This window comes from Gimesia alba, assembly GCF_007744675.1.
GTDB classification, from domain to species: Bacteria; Planctomycetota; Planctomycetia; order Planctomycetales; family Planctomycetaceae; genus Gimesia; species Gimesia alba.
Genome location: NZ_CP036269.1, coordinates 717,436 through 736,363, shown reverse-complemented (window position 1 = coordinate 736,363; position 18,928 = coordinate 717,436). Strand labels below are relative to the sequence as shown.

Sequence of the window (18,928 nt, the reverse complement as noted above, 5' to 3'; positions counted from 1 at the left end):
AAAATTGCGAACACGAAATCTCAGGTCAGATAACGTCTTAGATAGACACCGAGAACTTGCTGAACAGAAGCAGAGGTTTAGTCCTCCTTTTCAGATTCCGGCAGAATCGCAGGCTCACAGACCGGGAACTCATGCTTCCAAAGCTGCTTTCACTTCTGCAATCACAGGCTCCCATTCTCCCAGTTGTGTCTGCCGAAACAGGCGGGCCGTCGGATACCAGGGACTGTCTGTTCGGTCGAGCAGCCACCGCCATTCAGGCAGCTGAGAGACCAGAATCCAAACTGGAACACCTAAACAACCAGCCAGATGCGCCACCGCCGTATCACTGGTAATCACAAGATCCAGATTTTGAATCAAAGCAGCGACCTCGGTAAAGTTACCAGTTTCGGCCCCGTACTCTGCCCCGGGCTGCAACAGGTTCCAGGATGCCTGTAGAGCCTCAATCTGGTCCAGTCCATTGACCTGCTGCAGGCTGACAAGTTGTACGCCCGGAAGTTCACCTAAAGGCAAAAACGTCTCTAATGGTATCGAGCGAAACTCATCCTTGGGAAAATTGAGATTGCCGCTCCAGTTCAAACCAATCTTCTTGCCCGCATAACCAGACAGGAAATCATGCCAAGACTGCTGCCGCTCAACGGGGGGCACAACAAAGGGCACATCGACGGGAATCGTTTCCTGAGTGGTTTCCAGAAAAAGGGGAACGCTCAATAACGCCGACTGATAGTCATGCTCGGGAATTTCATCTCCCTCAATCAGAATCTGGTCGATCTCGGGAATCGATCGCAGCAGCGCCGCAAGCTCGGTCTGACAGAGCAACAGCACCTTCGCGGCTCCCTTTCGCTTCAATTCCATCGCAAACCGCACAAACAAAAACGTGTCTCCAAATCCCTGTTCGCACCAGAGAAAAATCGTTTTTCCGGCTAAGGGCTCTCCCTGCCAGCGTGGTCCCGAAAATACAATGCGTGGTGCCGGTCCAATATCGGCTCGTCGTTCATAGCCCCGCCAGCCAGCTGCCAGATCCCCATTCAACATATAGGTTGTCGCCAGATTGAACTCCGCCATCGCAAAGTCGGGACGCAGGCTGAGCGCTTTCTTGAAATTTTCGCAGGCTCCTTCAACATCATGCTTCAATTTGAGCGCATTCCCCAGATTGTTATATCCTTCGGGCTGGACCGGCGCCGCTTGAATCGAGCGTTCGGCAGACTGAATGGCAGCTTCGATATTTCCCATCGATTCATACGCATAGCTCAGACTCACCAGGATCTGATAATGTTCCGGATGCGTCTCTAACATCGACTCATATAATTGAATCGCGTCGCGATACTGGCGTTGCAATACCAGCACGTAAGCCAGTTTCATCGCCAGATTAAAATCCTCGGGGACTTTTTCCAACAATTCTCGATAGATTGCTGCCGCCTCTGCCCAGTCTCCTGCCAACTTGAGCACGTCGGCGACCTTCTGATACGTTTCCAGGTTCTCTCTGTTTAAGTCATACGATTTTCGATAGCACTTGACCGCTTCGGTGAATAAACCGCGGCTCTCTAATAATGAACCCAGGTTGAAATAAGCACGCTCATAATGAGGATTGATCCGCAGTGCCTGCTCAAACGACTGGCCCGACTCCTGCCACTTGCCGGCAGCATGGTAAGCAACGCCTAAATTATTGTGTACGTCTGGCAACTCGGGCTGTAACTGAGTGACTTTGAGAAAATTGGTGATGCTCTGATCCAGATCCCCGCGCTGCAATTGCAGCGTGCCCAGATAGTACATGGCTTCCCAGTTTTGGCCGTCTGATTTCAACACACTTTGGTAGATCGTTTCTGCCTGATCCAGCTCCCCCGATTGGTGGTGCGATAATGCCGTTTTCAGTTGTTCCTGGATCTCAACCATGAGAAAACCTCTTCCCTACCTCTATTTAGGCAGCCCGGATCAGGGACTTTGGCCAAGTGGCTTTGAATTTAATGCTGGGTCAAAGTAACATTCTAGTAGCAGTACTGCAATAACTGTTTGATGTTCCTTGTTAGAGAAAGTAAAACGCATGGCCGCCCTTGTCTCCTGTTTGACAAACTCCTATGGTCGCTTTGGTCCCATCGCTGCAATAGAGCACATCCGTGATGCCGGGCTGTCCCACTTGGAACTGAATATCAAAAACCATGGTGTTCCTTCGTTCTTTAAAGAAACACCCCTGCTTACCAATGCGTCCACAGCTGACGACGTGGAGCAAGTGAAAAGCCTCCTGGAAAAACATAGCGTCAAACTTTCCAGCTGTAACATTACCAGTGGAAATCCACTCGAACCCGAGATTGTCTCAATCACAAAACAGAAGCTCGACCTGGCACATCTGCTGGGAGTCAAACTGGTCGTGGGCGGCGCCGGAGAAATTGAGCAGGAATCACAGAGAGAGGATCTCTACAAAAATTTACGTGAGATCGGAGATTATGCGTTCGCAAAAGGCATCACTTACTGCTTCGAAACCCATCCGGGAATTTGTGTGAATGCGGCCGGCATGTTACGTACGATGCAGGACCTGGATCATCCCCACTTAAGGCTCAACTTTGATACCGGCAACATCAACTATTACAACAAACACGCCAACGTTCTGGAATCGCTGCATGAAGTGGTCCACTATGTGAAACACGTGCATTTGAAAGATTCCTACTGCAAATACAAAGACTGGAATTTCACAACCCTCGGCGAAGCGGGGGGCGTCGACTTTCTCAAAGTCCGTTACATTCTGGAAGACCACAAATTTGAAGGCCCTTACAGCCTGGAGATCGAAGGCATTGAAGGGGAACCCGAACTCACGCTGGAAGAACATCACAACCGTGTGAAACAGAGCGTGCTATACCTGAGGGAATGCGGTTTCTTTGAATAAGGAATGGTTCCGTGCTGGAATACGTTAAGACCATCGTGACAGGACAATTTGAAGCGGCGCTCAGTATGTTGAATGAATGCATTCAGAGTTGCCCGCCTGATCGCTGGGAAAATCGCATAGCCAATATGGAATTCGGACACGTTGCCTACCATACGCTCTGTTACGTAGACCTGTACCTCTCTCCCGACAACGACAGTTTTCAGCTGAGAGAGTTTCACAACGAGTTCAACGATAACTGGTTTAAACCGAAAGCGGATCACCCCATCACACAGGATCTCGTTTCTGACTATCTGCAGGTCTGTCTTCAGAAAATGCGTGAGACAATCGCCGCAGAGAGTGAAGCGTCTCTTAAACAGCCAGCCGGTTTTGACTGGCTGGCCCAACTCACGTGGGGAGAATTGCACATCTACAATCTACGGCACGTGCAGCATCACGCAGGACAACTTAGTGCCTATCTGCGGCGCATCAATGTCGATACCAAGTGGAAATCGACAGGCTGGTCCCCTCAAAATCCCTGAGACCCAGCCTGCCTGTTCCTTAATCGGCAATCGGCCCCAGTTCTAATTCCAGATCTTTAAATCGTACTTCCATCGGGCCGCCCGAATGAATCTGGAATGCGATGATTCCCGCTTTCGCCCCTTGCGGATCATTCAGGTCGGTACAAAGCTTTCCATTGATATAGGTACGAATCCGTGGGCCGACGGCGACAATCCGATACTCGTTCCATTCGCCTTCTTTCACATGTTCTTCGCCTGATTTTTCAAACAACAGGCCGCGACCATGTTCTTCGTACAGCTTACCCCACCAGCCTTTGCCGACGTCCGCCTGATACCCTTTGACGTGACCGCCCGATTCCAGACTGCTGCGGAACTGAATTCCACTGTTGCCCGCATTGGGCGTGAGTTTAACTTTGGCTTTCAACTCAAAATCGCCGACGCGCAGATCACTCACCAGAAACTCATTCCGCTTGATCCCCGGCGAACGGCCTACAATCTCGCCATTCTCCACGGACCAGAGTTTGCTGTTCCCTGTCCAGCCTGTCAGATTCTGACCGTTGAAGAACAGTTTCAGGTTCTCTTTCGTCGCTTTCATCGGAACCTGCTTGGAGCTGGCCAGATAAGCCACCAGAGATCGCACTTCATCCCGATTCAACTGCTTCCACAAATTATCGGGCATCATTGATTTATCGCTCAGGCTCATCTCATCGATTTCATCACGGGGAATAATCACCGTTTCATTGGCCGTCGCAACTGCCACCGCGTTTTTATCCTGTTTCTTAATGATGCCGGTTACAATTCGTCCGGACTCCGTCAAAATCACCACCGGTTGATAATCCTTCGCCATCACGGCACTCGGATCAATCACATTCGACAGTAAATAGTCCAGGTTGGCCCGGTTGGAGCCGGTCAATTCCGGACCAATCGATTCGCCGGTCCCAAACAGTTTATGACACTGCTGACAGGTCTTCGCGAATACGGCCCGTCCCAGATGTAGATCCGGTGTCGGACGCGGCCGGGAAAGCATACTTTTATAGCTGGCGATCAGTTTCTTCTTATCTGCCGCTGTCTCGCGCACAATGCCCCAGACCTTGCCAATTTTTTCGTTCAGACTTTTATCTTTGAGGTTACCTAGCTGACGAATAATTTCCGCAGACAGATCTTTGGATGCAATCTCTTTCGCTTCCACAGCCGCCACGAGCTGATGGGCATAATCGGATCGACTGGCGAGCGTATTGAGTGCATCTCGCTTTTCGTTCAAATCGAACTGCGAATAGCGTTTCAGAATCGCAGGCGCTGTTCTTGCATCTGCATAACCGGCCAGGCCCCTTAGCGCTTCGCGGCGTAGGTTCTTTTCATCCAAAAGACTAATTAAAATCGGGACCAGTTGAGGGTCTTGCGCTCCCAGCAAAGAAGCCAAAGCCGCCTTCCGGCCTGCCAGATCACTCTTGGGGTCCACTACAATTTCGCGTAAGCGTTGCATCGCCGCTGGATCGCCAAAAGTCACGGCCAATGATAATGACCGTGATCGCACCAGAGGATCTTGACTATTAATCAATTTCTTCCCGACCGCAGTCCACGGTTCAGGCATCGGGAATTTGCGACGTCCACGCAGAGCATTGTTGATCGAATCCAGGAAGACTTTCTGGCGGTCGGCCGTCTTTGCCTCTCCCAGTTGTTGAACCAGAAATGCAACTGCCTCTTCTGTCCCGATATCGGCAATCCGCCGCAATGTATAAGATTCAATCAACGGAATCCGGGAATTTTTTGCCAGCTCAAATGACCGCTGCATATTATGGGGCGCCAGAGGTTCAATCGCATACCAGTACAGCAGTGGCAGATTGTGGTCGCTCTGATCTTCCGCATGGCTGACCAGCCCCGACAGAATATCCCACCGCTGATCTAGAGGTAATCGATTCGCAGCCGATCCCAGATACAGTCGCACAACAGGAGAAGGATCTTTCACCGCCAGTTCTGCTAACTGTGACAGAATCGCACTGGAAGGAGTCCCGGTTTCGAGTGCCAGCTGAATCGCCCAGCCTCGCATAAATTCACTCGGATCTTTCAGCGCCTGCAGAACTTTCTGTTCTGAGAGGCCACCCGTCACATGTAACGTCCACAATGCACGCAACCGGCGGGTCACATCATCATTGTTGAATGCCATCTCGGCCAATTGTGCGTGAACTTCCGGGTCCGCACCCCGTTCCTGTAGAATGCGACGCGACTGTCGGACATACCAGTCGTTCTCGTGCAACTGCAGCTTAACCAGTTCCTCACTGGAAAGTTTCTTCAGATCCACTTTCACGGGTTTCGCATTTTTGTAAGCCACCCGGAAAATCCGACCATTCGAACGGTCATGTTTTTGAAATTCACGATGATGACACTGATTCGTATCGTACCAGTCAATAAAATACACCTGCCCGTCAGGACCATACCGCAGGTAGAGAATTTGTGACGAACGGTCATTCGCCAACAGAAAATCGGGAGCAAAATCACCTTCGTAGCCCGATCCCTTACGTGCCAAAACATCCTGATTCAATCGGGCACCGTGAATATTATTCATGAATAACTGATTGCGATATTTTTCCGGCCAGCTGCCACCGAGATAAATCATGGCGCCCGCATGGGCGTGCCCACCACCGACCAGATCGGAAGCCACGCGGTCAGACTGGTTCCATTGGCCGCCGGTCCAGTGCCGGTGCTTGGCAATGGTTTTGATATCCTCGTAGGTGTAAGGGTTGAAGTGCTGCCCTGCCTGTCGGCGGTAGCGGGCATTCTGCACGATGTGAAACAGGTGTGGAATCACACAACAGGTCAGAAAGCATTGCCCTTGATCATTAAAGTCCACGCCCCAGGGATTACTCGTTCCGTGTGCAAAAACTTCGAACACGTGACGCGTGGGATGATACCGCCAGATCCCGGCGTTGATCGGCTGCCGCTGATCATCAGGAGTCCCCGGCTTGCCGACCCGGGAATGAGTAAACACGCCGTGACAACCATAGAGCCAACCATCAGGGCCCCAGATAAAGGAATTCAATGTCTCGTGCGTATCTTCATAGTGCCAGCCATCCAGTAAAACCTGTGGCTCGGCATCCGGCTTGTCATCGCCGTTTTTATCGGGAATAAATAACAGATACGGCGCCTGACCGACCCAGACACCACCAAAGCCGACTTCCAGACCGCTAACCAGATTCAATTTGTCTTTAAAAATTTTCCGCGTCTCAAATTTGCCGTCGGCGTCTTTGTCTTCAAAAATCAGAATCCGGTCTTTGCCTTTTCCCTCCGGCTGCTTACTCGGATACGCATAGGACTCCGCCACCCACAGACGCCCGCGGTCATCAATGGTCATCGCGATCGGCTGCTGCACATCGGGCTCGGCGGCAATCAGATTGACTGAAAACCCTTCCGGTACCGTCATCACTTCGGCGGCTTTTGGTCCGAGCAGACCATCGTATTTCTGCGTATGCGTCTTGGGAGGCGCACCACTGTTGGCAACGGTTAAGCGCGCTGGTTTCTTGTCGTGAAAACGAAAATGGTCGAAGTTGATATGCCCCCAACCACCCCGATGTTGATCGACCAGACGAATGAAAATTTCCTTCCCCTGATACTTGGAAAGATCGACCAGTACCTGATGCATCTGCTCATTGTTTCGACCGCTGGCTTTCGTAATCACCTTATTCGTTGCATGGTCCACAATTTCAACACGCGTGGAATCGTGCGCCCCGCCACCCACATAAAAGGAAGCAAAGGGATGATTCACTTTGATCGAAGCCGACGTCAACGTTCCCGTCGGCTTGTCTTCCAGGAATTCATATGTTCCGACCCAGAACTGCCCCTGGTGATTACTCCGCATATCACTTCGGCGGGCATGCACCGTATCCCCTTTGGCAGGTTGCCCCTGAAATGCAATCCCATCGGCAATCCAGTCATTCAGGTTGCCCAGCTCGAAATCCACATTCACACGCTTACCTTTGGAATTCGTCGCGAAAAACTCACCCGGCTTCAATTCATTCTTCAAGGAGACCTTCGGAGGCACATACTTTTTAGGCTGAGCCTTCTCCCAGGTTTCCTTGTCAACTTTCTGCTTCTTATGGACCAGCAGATAGGTGCCTGATTTATTTCCGACCACTAGATCGGGCAGTTTATCTCCCGTGACATCACCGGCAACCACTTGCGTTCCCACGCCCGATTTGTCATTGATGAGAAAAGGGAGAAAATCAACACTGTCTTTGTTACGGACAATTTTAAACCAGTAATTGACAGACGGATCTTTTGCACCGGGATCATGTCCCTGATGCGCCCAGAAGCGTTTTCCGGTCACGATATCTTTAATGCCGTCGCCGTCCATATCGATCAGATCAACGGCGTGCAGCTGAGAAAACACGACGCCATATTTATTCTCTTCAGGACGGCTCCCCATAATGACATGTTCAACAAACGTGATTTCATCATCCTGCTTCTGATTCTCAAACCAGGAGAGTCCATACGCGTGGGCCGCTTTGCTGGAGATCACATCCTGATCGCCGTCCCCGTCCACATCGTAGGCATACATCTGGGCGCCGCCGGCTCCGGTGAATTTGAAAGGATGCTTAACCCAGAAGCCCGGCTTCTTGAGATCCGCCGGTTGTTCCCACCAGCCATTTTTTTCAAGGATGTCGGCCCTTCCATCGCCGTTCACATCACCTACACCGAAACCGTGTGTAAAGCGACCGTACTTCAGGTTGGGAGAAATGGGATAAAACTGCCAGGGCTTCGTTGGATCTTTCCCCGGCCCCGCGTATCCCAGCTGACCAGCCGTGTGAAACACCAGCTCCGGTTCGCCGTCTCCTGTCAGATCGGTATAAGTGGGGGACTCATTATCGACCACCGAATGGGCCAGATGCTTCTTCCAGTGCCCCGGTTTGCCCTGAGGATTCGCATACCAGAATGCCGCCTTGCCGGGAAAACCAATAATCACGATATCCTTCCAGTTGTCCTTATTGATATCATGCACGTACGCGAAAAAGTTATCGGAATATCCATTCACATTCCATTCTTTGACCGGATAGAATTCGTGCTTCGTTTCGAATTTGGGTCCTGCATACCAGTAGGGCCCCGCGATCACATCCTGATGACCATCGTTGTTTAAATCGCCGAAGGTGGCGCCCTCGGAATAGAACTTGGTTCCCAGTTGCATCCGGTCAAACTGATGAACGGTATAATCTTCAGCAGCACAAAGAGGCGCTGCCGATATCAGCAGCATCAATAACAGGGAGTAACGAGCCATAACCATTCCCCTCGGTAATTTGTTTGAATTGGGTCGATCAGATCAAGTGAAAGAACTTCGTATATCAAGACGCCGCTTATTCCAGCGTAAACTCAGGCAGTTTTTTCAGTTCACCGCCCGCCACCGCAGATTCATGTGCCAGAATGCCGACGCTGGTCCAGTTAGCAGACAATGGAGCGTTTGGCCAGGGATCAATGTCTTCTACCAGTGACTTCAGAAACGCATTCACCAGATGTGGATGCGAACCCCCGTGACCGGCTCCCTGTAAGAAGGAAAGATGGTCAGCATCATGGATCGCCCGCGTAAATTTCTGAATTTCCGGCGGCAATAAATGAGCATAGTCGGGCACTTCCACACGCTCCGGAATTTCGGGCTCCGGCTTCTTGGCGGTATGCAGAACCGGGTTTTCCCCTTCGATTAAAGGCCACTCAAATGACTTTTTCGTGCCATACACGTCGACCGATTCCCGGTACTGTCGTGCTGTGTCAAACAGGAACCGCCAGATGTGAGCTGCGATATCAGAATCTTTGATTTTGATATGACAGGTTTCCACAGCAAACTTGTTGCCCGACTTCTCGGCAATGTCGTCGTTCACCGTGCCGGAACCGAAACAACTGACATACTCGGCACGACCATTGACCATCCCTAACACGGGGCTCACCACATGTGTCGCGTAGTGCATGGGAATCATCCGTTCCCAGTATTCCGGCCAACCTTCCATGTCCTGCGGGTGACTGGCCTGCATGTACTGAATCTTGCCGAGTTCCCCTTTGTCGTACATCTCTTTGATGAATAAAAACTCGCGGCTATAAACCACCGTCTCCATCATCATGTATTTCAAGCCGGTCTCTTTGACCGTATTCACGATCTGCTCGCACTCTTCCACCGTCGTCGCCATCGGCACCGTACAGGCAACATGCTTGCCTGCTTTCAAGGCTTTGATCGACTGAGGCGCGTGATCGGGAATCGGCGTATTGATATGGACGGCATCCACATCCGGATCAGCCAGCAATTCATCATAAGACGTATAACGTTTCTCAATATTAAATGTATCGCCAATTTGATTCAGATGCTCCTCGGACCGCTGACAGATGGCATACATATTGGCGTTGGGATGTGCCTGGTAAATGGGAATGAATTCTGCCCCGAAACCGAGCCCGACAAGCGCGACATTGATTTTTTTCTCAGTCATGACTTTCCTTCTACGCTGCATAGATCCCTGTTGTTTGTTGCGATCCCAAATTCACCGATGGATCAAAGTATATTTATTGTAAAACGTCTCAAATCAAGTACCATGTAAACTTGCGCATAATAAATTGAGGTATTTCACCGAACCGGAATTCGCCCTTTCCTAGCTAAATACAGGCAGAAACGGCATCTCTTCCAGTTACGTGTTACCCCATCCCTTTAAGAATATTACATTTACGTCAACAAAACGCTGAACATTCTACTGCCGACCATGAAACAACGCCCCTCGATCGCACTATTGATTGAATCCTCGAATTCCTACGCACGGGGGTTATTACGCGGCGTGATGTCCTATATCCACGAACATCATCCCTGGTCGATTTATCTGCCCGAGCATGGCAGAGGGTCCGTGCCCGTCAACTGGCTCAACAGCTGGAATGGTGACGGAATTATCGCCCGCATTGAAAATGAAAAAATCGCCGAAGCGGTCGTCAACTGTGGCGTACCCGCCGTGGATGTGAGTGCCGCCCGTCTCGCGCCGTCTCTTCCCTGGGTCGAAACCGATGACCGTGCGATTGCCACCCTGGCGGCGCAACACTTAATCGAACGTGGTTTCCAGCATTACGCCTTTTGTGGCGACGATCGATTTAACTGGTCCCGCTGGCGCGAAGACCATTTTCAATCCTGCATCAAAGCAGCAGGCTACACCTGTCAGATCTACCCTCAAGCAAAGGGGCGCAAAAAAACGATCCCCTGGGAGCAGGAACAACGGCGACTCTCGGAATGGATTCGTCAGCTCCCCAAACCAGTCGGCATCATGGCCTGTTATGATATCAAAGCACAACAATTACTTGATGTCTGTCGTACCATCAATGTTTCTGTGCCCGAAGAAGTCGCTATCATCGGCGTCGATAACGACGAGATTCTCTGCAATCTTTCCGAGCCTCCTCTCTCCAGTGTCATACCCAATACACGGCTCACCGGTTACGAAGCAGCCGCCCTGTTGGATCGAATGATCGCCGGCCAGACCGTCTCTTCAGAAGCCCATCTCATCAAACCGCTGGGCATCGAAACCCGTCAATCCACCGACATCCAGGCCATTGATGACAAATTCATTTCCGAAGCCGTTCGCTTTATCCGACAGCATGCCTGTGATGGCATCAATGTGCAGAACGTACTCAAACACGTTCCCCTCTCCCGCCGCGTCCTGGAAAGCCGCTTTCAAAAATTCATCGGCCGCTCGCCTCATGAAGAAATCATGCGAATTCGTCTCGACCGTGTCAAACAGCTACTCGAAGAGACCGATCTCTCTTTAACCGCAATCGCAGAACGCACCGGATTTCGCCATCCCGAGTATCTAAACGTCGCGTTTAAAAAACAGACCGGAACCACCCCCGGCTCATTCCGCCGCAAGCAGAAACAGACTCGCTGAACAGAATTCTTGAAAACCCCGCATCACCGCGTGATTTTTTCCCCGTTCTCTCGCCTGAATAGAAGAGCCGGTTTCACAACCGGTTCGCAGATCCACAATTTCCGGCATTCAGATGAGAGGCCAATACCAATGATTCAATCCCAAGATCCTCGTTGTAAACGCTACCTGCTCCTGGCTTACAGTGTGTTCTGGGGCGGAGAGTTTCTGGTCATGCTACTGGCCTATCTCGCGAAACAGGTCTTGAAAATCGAACCACATGGGATGGATTTACTGATTATGGGACCGGTTTGGCTCATTATGTTCGCGGGGGCAGCCCTGTTATTGGTTGGAAACTTTTATCTGAATATATTCGAGAACAAAATCACTAATCTGATTCTGGGGCTGATCAGTTCGATCATCCAGGCAGGCGCAAATTTTATTCTATGGCTCGTAATCTGGTTTATCTTTCTCACAGAAGTTCTTGACATTAATATCTGTTGATTGATCAGCAAATTCAGAACACCCCTGTTTCAATTCTTCCAGCAAACCGTATATTAGTAGATATTAATACCAGCCCTCTTCGCTTTTTACCTAATTTCTACAAATCGACGGAACAACATGACTGACACCGCTTCCCCTGCACCAGCTGAGAAGATCAGGAAACGCATCGTCTCTCTGGACCAGTTTCGCGGCTACACAGTCGCTGGTATGTTTCTTGTCAATTACATGGGCTTTTTTGTCGTCTGCCCGGTTGTACTCAAGCATCACAACACCTACTGCAGTTATGCCGACACAATCATGCCGCACTTTATGTTCGCGGTCGGCTTTGCCTTTCGGCTGACGTTCGGGCGACGGATTCAAACCGAAGGCGCTGTCTCAGCATACATGCGCGTGGTGCGACGATTACTGGGACTGGTGCTCGTCTCTTTAATCATCTACCGCGTTTCTCCGATCGCCAAAACATGGAGCGAACTCCAGTCCATCGGCGCGTGGGATGCCATCGCAGGGCCACTCAAACGGAACTGGTTTCAAACGCTGATGCACATCGCGGTCACTTCACTCTGGATCGTACCAGTCATCCGCGCGCGGGCGTCAGTGCGGATCGCATACATGATTTTCTCAGCGGCCGCACATGTGGTGCTGTCTTATTACTTTTACTTCACGTGGGTCAATTCCCCGCCGAATGGCATAGATGGCGGACCACTCGGTTTTCTGACCTGGAGTATTCCCGCCATCATTGGCACCCTCGCCTGCGACTGGATCGTGGAAGCAGAAGGCTTGCCGCGCATCAAACCGTTCCTGTTCTGGTCGGCAGTATTGATGCTGCTGGGCTGGGGCATTTCGTGCGGCACACGCTTTTATGATGTTCCTGTCGCAGATCGGACCAATCCGGCGATACAAACACACAAACTCGCCGCCCACCCTGTCATTCCGGATGAAGCGCAAATCAAAGCCAAACAGGGAGAGCCATTCACGGCGTATCTGGCAGAACCGCCATTCGTCAAACCTCCGGAACAGGAGCAGCGACAGTGGAACTACTGGATGATGAGCCAGCGGGCAGGCACCCTATCCTACCTGGTCTTTTCTGGGGGCCTGTCTCTGTTTGTTTATCTGCTGTTCCATCTGGCCTGTGATCGAGGCAACTGGCATCTGCCGCTGTTTCGAACCTTGGGAACAAATGCGCTGGTCGCTTACATTCTACACGACCTCGTGATGGAATCCGTCAAACCCTTTGCGACAAAAGATTCCCCCGCCTGGTACGCCTGGGGCAGCTTCATTCTGTTCTTCTGGATCACCTGGCTGCTGGTTCGCCATCTGGAAAAGAACAACATTCACTTGAAGCTGTGACCCCATTCTTAGCTCGAACGAATCGTCGACAGGAACTGATTGACTGCGCTGTTCAAGCTTTCGGACTGCTGGGAAATATCGTTTGCTGCATCTAACAGATCGCGAGTCGAGTGACTTGTTTCTTCGGCCGTCGCAGCAACCCGCTGGATACTTTCCTTCGTTTGTACTGTCTTCTCAGCTGCGTCTTCAACGTTCTGGTGAATGGTCGCGATCGACTCGCTTTGCTCTGAAATCGATGTGGAAATCGATTCACTGATTTCATCCACTTTGCGAATCGTATTGCTCACAGTGGAAATGTTCGAAACAGCGTCATTCACCACACCTTGAATGATACGAATCTGGTCCGTAATCTGATTCGTGGCTTTCGCAGTATCCTGCGCCAGATTTTTCACCTCAGACGCAACCACAGCAAAACCGGCTCCCGCCTCACCGGCACGGGCAGCTTCAATTGTGGCGTTCAAAGCCAGCAGATTTGTCTGCTTGGCGATGTCGGCAATCATTTTCGCAACCGAACCGATGTCGTTGGTCGCTTCCACCAACCCGGACATAAATTCTTTGGCATGCTCGCTTTCATTGACCGCTTGCTGAACAACTTCCGTCGACTCTTTCACGCGGGAGTCAATTTGTTGAATCGACTGATTCAACTGAACCGTGGATTCTGCTACCACATCCACGTTCTGGCTGGTTTGATTCACAAACTCGACAGAATCAGACGTTTCCTGGTTGGCTCTTTCCGTCACCGCTGTCAGCGATTGCACCGTGGCATGCAGTTGTGTGGCTGCTGCAGAAACAATTGTGGAAATCCCCTGGACTTGTTTTTCAAAATCATCCGCCATTTCCAGACGCTTGCTTGCAGCCTCTTCGATCTCTTCTGCCTGATGCTTCATTTTCTCACCGGCAGTATTAATCACCTCAGAAGCCTGTTTGAAACTTCCCCGCATCCCTTTCAACAGTACCTTGCGATAAAACTTACCGTTGGCAGCGGCCGTCAGCGATGCTTTCGACTCTCTCACAAATGCATCGGTGTAATCCAAAAGACTATTCACAGAACGAATCGCCCGCTCCATGTCACCATCAATATCAATATGCAATAGCCGTGCTTCCAGATCTCCCTGCGCAGCAGCTTCACAGACATCTGCTAATTTCTTGATCCAGTGCCGATAACGCTCCAGCTCAATGCGTTCCTCTGCAGAGATTGATTCCTCTGGCTTGCTGTCTGCGGCATTCGTTTTCGCTGTTTCCAGTTCTAACATCTGTCACCTTTGTTATTTCAAACTGAAAGTTTCGGTTTGATAAATTGATAAACGCGTTCTAAGTCTCCTAGAGGGCAAACACATATTCGTCGTATTGAATCCCCGCTTCTTCCAATTGGGAAACCAGAGCATCCGTTGCCTGCTGCATTCCAATCCGCCAGTCAGAGCTGGAATCTTCAATGCGTTTGAGGGATTGATAAAGCGCTTCTACTTTAGAGACAGCCGTCCGATCGGGAACTCGTCGGCTGGAATGATATCCAATGATTTTCCCGGTGTAGTCAAAGCTGGGTGTCACATGTGCCAGCACCCAGTAATGATCGCCGTTTTTGCAAAGATTTATGACGTACGCGAAAATCTCATTTCCCGATTCAATGGTGTCCCAAAGCAATTTGAACACGCAACGCGGCATATCCGGATGCCGTATCAAATTGTGAGGCTTTCCCAGCAACTCTGCTTCGGTGTAACCAGCCACCTCAATAAAAGTGTGATTCGCGTAGGTAATCAGGCCCTTCAAATCCGTTTTACTGACAATGATGTCGTCATCGTCAAAAGTTCTCTCAAAACCGGTTGGAGCGGGGCGTTCCATTTGATTCTTTTCCTGCATTTCAAAAATCGCATTCGATGAGCCAAAACGGGGAGCAACAGCTCAAAAGGCGCATTAGTACAGATATTTAGATATCGATATCACTTAATAGTTTTCGAACCAAACCATGCCCGGTGATTACAAAAGAAAATGCTTAGCGTCATTTGAGCGCAAAAAATCTGCCAATTGTCGTTTCAGGTGAATTGAATCGCCCCTAAAACCCAAAAGAACGATACAAACGTGAACACACCCAGACCATTTACCGCCACCCGTTTTTGCGATTCAGCGCACCAGAAAATATTGGAGATTTCAGCAAACGTCAAAGCGATCACCTTACAGAGAAAAACCTCCCTGATCGCAAGAAACCAGAAACCAGCCCTCGATGCTAAAGCGCAGGCAGATCAACCTGGCTTATGGAAACAACAGCGGGACAGAACTGCAACACGGTGAAAAAAACGACTTTCAAACCAGAGTCACTTCTTTATCGCCCTCAGTCACTTTGCCCAGCACGTGTGCGGGGCACTGGATGGATTGCAGTTTCTCCTGGACTTCCTTTGCCTGTTCTGCTCGCACGATGGCAACCATCCCGATTCCCATATTGAAGACGCGGAACATTTCATCCTCATCAATGTTGCCCAGGGTTTGTAACCACTTGAAGGCACTAGGCACTTCCCAAGATGACTTCTTCATCTCGATGCGTCGATTCGGCGGTAGAATTCGTTCGACGTTCTCAACCAGCCCTCCACCGGTGATATGGGCCAGGCCACTGAAGACAATTTGATCAGGATAATTTTGGTAAATCGTCTCGATCGCGCCGGCATAGATGCGGGTCGGCTCTAATAACAGACTTCCCACAGTCCGCTGGTTCAGTTCTTCGATCGGGTCATCAATTCCCAGACCCGCCATTTCAAAGACGACCTTACGAATCAGGCTGTAACCATTCGAATGAAAACCGCTCGACTCCAGCCCCAGCACAACATCGCCGGCCTGAATCGCATGGCCATCCAGGATCTGATTCCGCTCGACCACACCGACGCAAAACCCGGCCATGTCAAAGTCGCCATCGCCATATAAATCGGGCATGATGGCAGTCTCTCCTCCCAGCAAAGCAGCTTTGGAGAGCACACAGCCTTTACTGACGCCCTCCATCAATTCGACCAGTCGTTCTGGATCATCTTTGCCCAGCGCGATGTAATCCAGAAAGAACAGCGGTTCCGCTCCCAGACACAGGCAATCGTTCACACACATCGCAACCAGGTCGATGCCGATCGTATTATAGGTTTCCGCTTCAATTGCCACCTTGATCTTGGTTCCGACACCATCAGTTCCGGAAACCATGACTGGATCTTCATAATTCCGGGCGGCTGCTCCTGATCCCGGATTATTCAATCGAAACAGTCCGGCAAAACCTCCCGGCAAATCCATCACACGCGATTTCTGAGCAGCATGCGTTTTTGCTACTAAGGGATGAATAGAAGACATCGCTTTCTGATAGAGATCCAGATCAACGCCGGCATCTTTATAAGTCGCTTTAGTCATGAGGTCATCCGAATATGAAAGAATTGAACCAGGAATTGTTCGATCGCGCGCCTCGATTCAGCAAAGGCGGCTAACTTTGCACAGCATAACATTCCCCGGTTCATAAGAAAATCAAACGTCTTGGTTATTTGAGAGCCCGAATGGGAAAACCCGCGCAAACACAGATTCTTCTTAAAACTCGCAGATATGATCCTGACGTTCACTACATCCACGGCGAACTGCAGCATAAGATTCCTGCAATTCAATAGATGCTTGTTTATGTTTTACACTCATATCCGCGCTGAGGAGAAACCCTGCATGAAGTTAGCAACGTTGCAAACAGAACAAGGCACCACAGTTGTCTCGGTTGTTGACCAGGCAAACGAACTGACATTTTTTGATCTACGTTCCTTTGACGAGAGCCTGCCGCGATCGCTCAAAGGCATTCTCAGTCTGGAAAATGGACTGGAGCGAGCCAGAAAAGCCGCCGCGCAGGCTGAAGAGGCAGACCAACAGATTACAGGGACTCTGTTGGCACCAATTCCCCAACCAGGAAAAGTGCTCTGCATAGGCTTAAACTATCGGGATCATGCAGAAGAGACAGGAATGCCTTTTCCGGATGAACCCGTCTGTTTCAGCAAGTTCTCCAGCGCAGTCACCGGACCAGAGCATCCGATCCGCATCCCGGCTATTGCCAAAGAAGTTGATTATGAAGCAGAGTTGGTGGCGGTCATCGGTAAGACCTGCCGCAACGTCAGCCAGGCAGACGCTCCCCAATACATCGCCGGCTACATGAACGGCCACGATGTTTCGGCACGCGACTGGCAAATAGGCCGACCGGGCGGACAGTGGCTGTTAGGAAAAACAGCGGACACGTTCGCTCCGACTGGCCCTTACCTGGTAACGGCAGATGAAATTAATGACGCCAACAACCTACCCATCAAATTGACTTTGAACGGAGAGGTATTGCAGAATTCCAATACCGATAAATTCATCTTTACCATCGAAGAGGTAATCCAGTTCGTGTCTCAGTTTATGACACTCGAACCAGGCGACATCATCTTTACCGGTACACCTCCCGGAGTTGGAATGGCCCGCAAACCACCTGTCTATCTTAAGCCTGGAGACCAAGCCATCGTTGAGATACAGGGGCTGGGAAAATTACAAAATTCCGTAGAAGCGTGGAATTGAAATGTGTTGTCTACTCGGAAGTAGTAACTCGAACTGCACGCAGGCCTCGATCACTCTTCTCGGTTTCAAACTCTACAGTTTGACCTTCAACCAGTTGATCGAATGTGACGCCATCCAGTGATGAGAGATGAAAAAAGATATCCTGTTGACCATCGTTGATGAAGCCAAACCCTTTTTCAGTAATTTTTTTGATTGTTCCAGTGGCCATAAAGCCCATCCTCTAACTTAAAAGTCGCTCGACAATAAAACGGAGTCTATTGTCACTCTGTAACTGATCACCATGATAAGCAACTTGGCCCTAAAATGGTGACACTCTGAAAAAAATACGCACAGCGTATTATAACGCAAAAATAAAGAAATAATTATAGGTAAAAAAGAAAGTCAACAGCCACCACAAACAGGTTTCTAAATCGACTTGATTCCCTTAACCTGAGATAAGTGTGACAAACACTTATTGAATTAGCAAACTGTTATATCAAAGTTTCTCATAAAAATTTTGAGAATTCTAAAAAACGCTTTTCGGCACATTCTCCCATAAATACCGGGTTTCTCTAAATTTAATCTTGACCTTGACCACATTTTTTGGCACCCCACCAAAACCACTTTTTCCCCCTGAACAGAACACCTGGCCGCATTCACTCCAGTCTACGCGACTGATACAAGCGCCTTCACAAATGCAGTATTATCACTCTCCAAAGTGGAAAACCTCTTCACTTCTGACGATTTCAAACTGAATTATGACTTTAAAACGGGCATGTCGCTTGAAATCTACCCTCCTGCATTTTTTAATGCTCTTAGATTCCTGTCGAAGTACAGGAAACAAGTGACTCATTTTTTTACAACAACGATTCGGAAGGGACAACACAATGTCTTTCACAAAATTAAGCCGGCTCTGCGCCCTGCTTCTGACTGTCAGTCTTTCAGCCTGGACGGTAGGTTGCGGCAGCCCTGCTTCAAACGCTCCAGAAAAACCCGCTGCGACTGATATCCCTGCAGGCGATGCCCCTGCTGCAGATGCACCCGCTGAAGCAGGATCATCAACCGGTGACGCCGGCGCAGAAGTACCAGAAGGTGGCGAAGAGCCAGCAAAAAAAGCTGAATAAGCTGCCTGGTAGCAAACTGAATTGAAAACGCCCGTTCTTAAAAACGGGCGTTTTTTATTTGAGTCAACAAACACTCAATTGAGCCAGCACAAACCACCAGCGCCGAATTGCGCACCACCCTACAGATGTCACACCCCAATTCGGTAAAGATCACTTAATAAAACCGTGCTATTTCCTGCACGACGAATTATAATG

At 50.0% G+C, this 18,928-nt stretch carries 14 protein-coding genes; 7 read left to right on the top strand and 7 right to left on the bottom strand.

The features are described 5' to 3' along the window. Positions 1 to 129: 129 nt before the first annotated feature. Positions 130 to 1,890: a tetratricopeptide repeat protein gene (locus Pan241w_RS02785; protein WP_145210642.1), complete on the bottom strand. Its 1,761-nt coding sequence runs from the start codon at positions 1,888 to 1,890 to the stop codon at positions 130 to 132. A gap of 148 nt (positions 1,891 to 2,038) precedes the next feature. Between Pan241w_RS02785 and Pan241w_RS02780 the strand changes: the two genes are divergently transcribed. Then, positions 2,039 to 2,875: a sugar phosphate isomerase/epimerase family protein gene (locus tag Pan241w_RS02780; RefSeq protein WP_145210639.1), complete on the top strand. Its 837-nt coding sequence runs from the start codon at positions 2,039 to 2,041 to the stop codon at positions 2,873 to 2,875. A gap of 11 nt (positions 2,876 to 2,886) precedes the next feature. Continuing rightward, entirely contained in the window at positions 2,887 to 3,393 is a 507-nt protein-coding gene (locus Pan241w_RS02775) for a DinB family protein (RefSeq protein WP_145210635.1), read from the top strand. 19 nt (positions 3,394 to 3,412) lie between these two features. On the opposite strand, the gene Pan241w_RS02770 is transcribed toward Pan241w_RS02775, so the two are convergent. Together Pan241w_RS02770 and Pan241w_RS02765 are read right to left on the bottom strand one after the other, a co-directional pair. Next, on the bottom strand, positions 3,413 to 8,638 hold the full coding sequence (locus tag Pan241w_RS02770; RefSeq protein ID WP_145210632.1) for a PVC-type heme-binding CxxCH protein: 5,226 nt from the start codon (positions 8,636 to 8,638) through the stop codon (positions 3,413 to 3,415). Between the two features lie 76 nt (positions 8,639 to 8,714). After that, positions 8,715 to 9,830, bottom strand: coding sequence for a Gfo/Idh/MocA family protein (locus Pan241w_RS02765; RefSeq protein ID WP_145210629.1), 1,116 nt, complete (start codon positions 9,828 to 9,830; stop codon positions 8,715 to 8,717). Positions 9,831 to 10,097: 267 nt separating this feature from the next. Between Pan241w_RS02765 and Pan241w_RS02760 the strand changes: the two genes are divergently transcribed. From Pan241w_RS02760 to Pan241w_RS02750, 3 genes are all read left to right on the top strand, one after another. Further along, a complete protein-coding gene (locus Pan241w_RS02760) occupies positions 10,098 to 11,258 on the top strand; it encodes a XylR family transcriptional regulator (protein WP_145210627.1) in 1,161 nt (386 codons plus the stop codon). Positions 11,259 to 11,387: 129 nt separating this feature from the next. Next, positions 11,388 to 11,738, top strand: a complete 351-nt coding sequence (locus Pan241w_RS02755) for a hypothetical protein (protein WP_145210624.1) — start codon at positions 11,388 to 11,390, stop codon at positions 11,736 to 11,738. 117 nt (positions 11,739 to 11,855) lie between these two features. Then, the gene (locus tag Pan241w_RS02750; protein WP_145210621.1) at positions 11,856 to 13,085 is read left to right on the top strand and encodes an acyltransferase family protein; all 1,230 of its coding nucleotides are present in this window, start codon (positions 11,856 to 11,858) and stop codon (positions 13,083 to 13,085) included. An 8-nt stretch (positions 13,086 to 13,093) separates the two neighbouring features. Here the strand turns inward: Pan241w_RS02750 and Pan241w_RS02745 are convergent, their stop codons facing one another. From Pan241w_RS02745 to purM, 3 genes are all read right to left on the bottom strand, one after another. Further along, on the bottom strand, positions 13,094 to 14,338 hold the full coding sequence (locus tag Pan241w_RS02745) for a methyl-accepting chemotaxis protein (protein WP_145210618.1): 1,245 nt from the start codon (positions 14,336 to 14,338) through the stop codon (positions 13,094 to 13,096). Positions 14,339 to 14,405: 67 nt separating this feature from the next. Continuing rightward, positions 14,406 to 14,924: a PAS domain-containing protein gene (locus Pan241w_RS02740; protein ID WP_145210615.1), complete on the bottom strand. Its 519-nt coding sequence runs from the start codon at positions 14,922 to 14,924 to the stop codon at positions 14,406 to 14,408. Between the two features lie 459 nt (positions 14,925 to 15,383). Beyond that, the gene (gene purM / locus Pan241w_RS02735; protein WP_145210611.1) at positions 15,384 to 16,460 is read right to left on the bottom strand and encodes a phosphoribosylformylglycinamidine cyclo-ligase; all 1,077 of its coding nucleotides are present in this window, start codon (positions 16,458 to 16,460) and stop codon (positions 15,384 to 15,386) included. Positions 16,461 to 16,757: 297 nt separating this feature from the next. Between purM and Pan241w_RS02730 the strand changes: the two genes are divergently transcribed. Next, a complete protein-coding gene (locus tag Pan241w_RS02730) occupies positions 16,758 to 17,630 on the top strand; it encodes a fumarylacetoacetate hydrolase family protein (protein ID WP_145210608.1) in 873 nt (290 codons plus the stop codon). Positions 17,631 to 17,640: 10 nt separating this feature from the next. Here the strand turns inward: Pan241w_RS02730 and Pan241w_RS02725 are convergent, their stop codons facing one another. Beyond that, positions 17,641 to 17,838 (bottom strand): cold-shock protein, encoded by a 198-nt coding sequence (locus Pan241w_RS02725; RefSeq protein WP_002649150.1) that lies wholly within the window; start codon positions 17,836 to 17,838, stop codon positions 17,641 to 17,643. Positions 17,839 to 18,496: 658 nt separating this feature from the next. Between Pan241w_RS02725 and Pan241w_RS02720 the strand changes: the two genes are divergently transcribed. After that, the gene (locus tag Pan241w_RS02720) at positions 18,497 to 18,733 is read left to right on the top strand and encodes a hypothetical protein (RefSeq protein ID WP_145210605.1); all 237 of its coding nucleotides are present in this window, start codon (positions 18,497 to 18,499) and stop codon (positions 18,731 to 18,733) included. Positions 18,734 to 18,928: the final 195 nt, after the last annotated feature.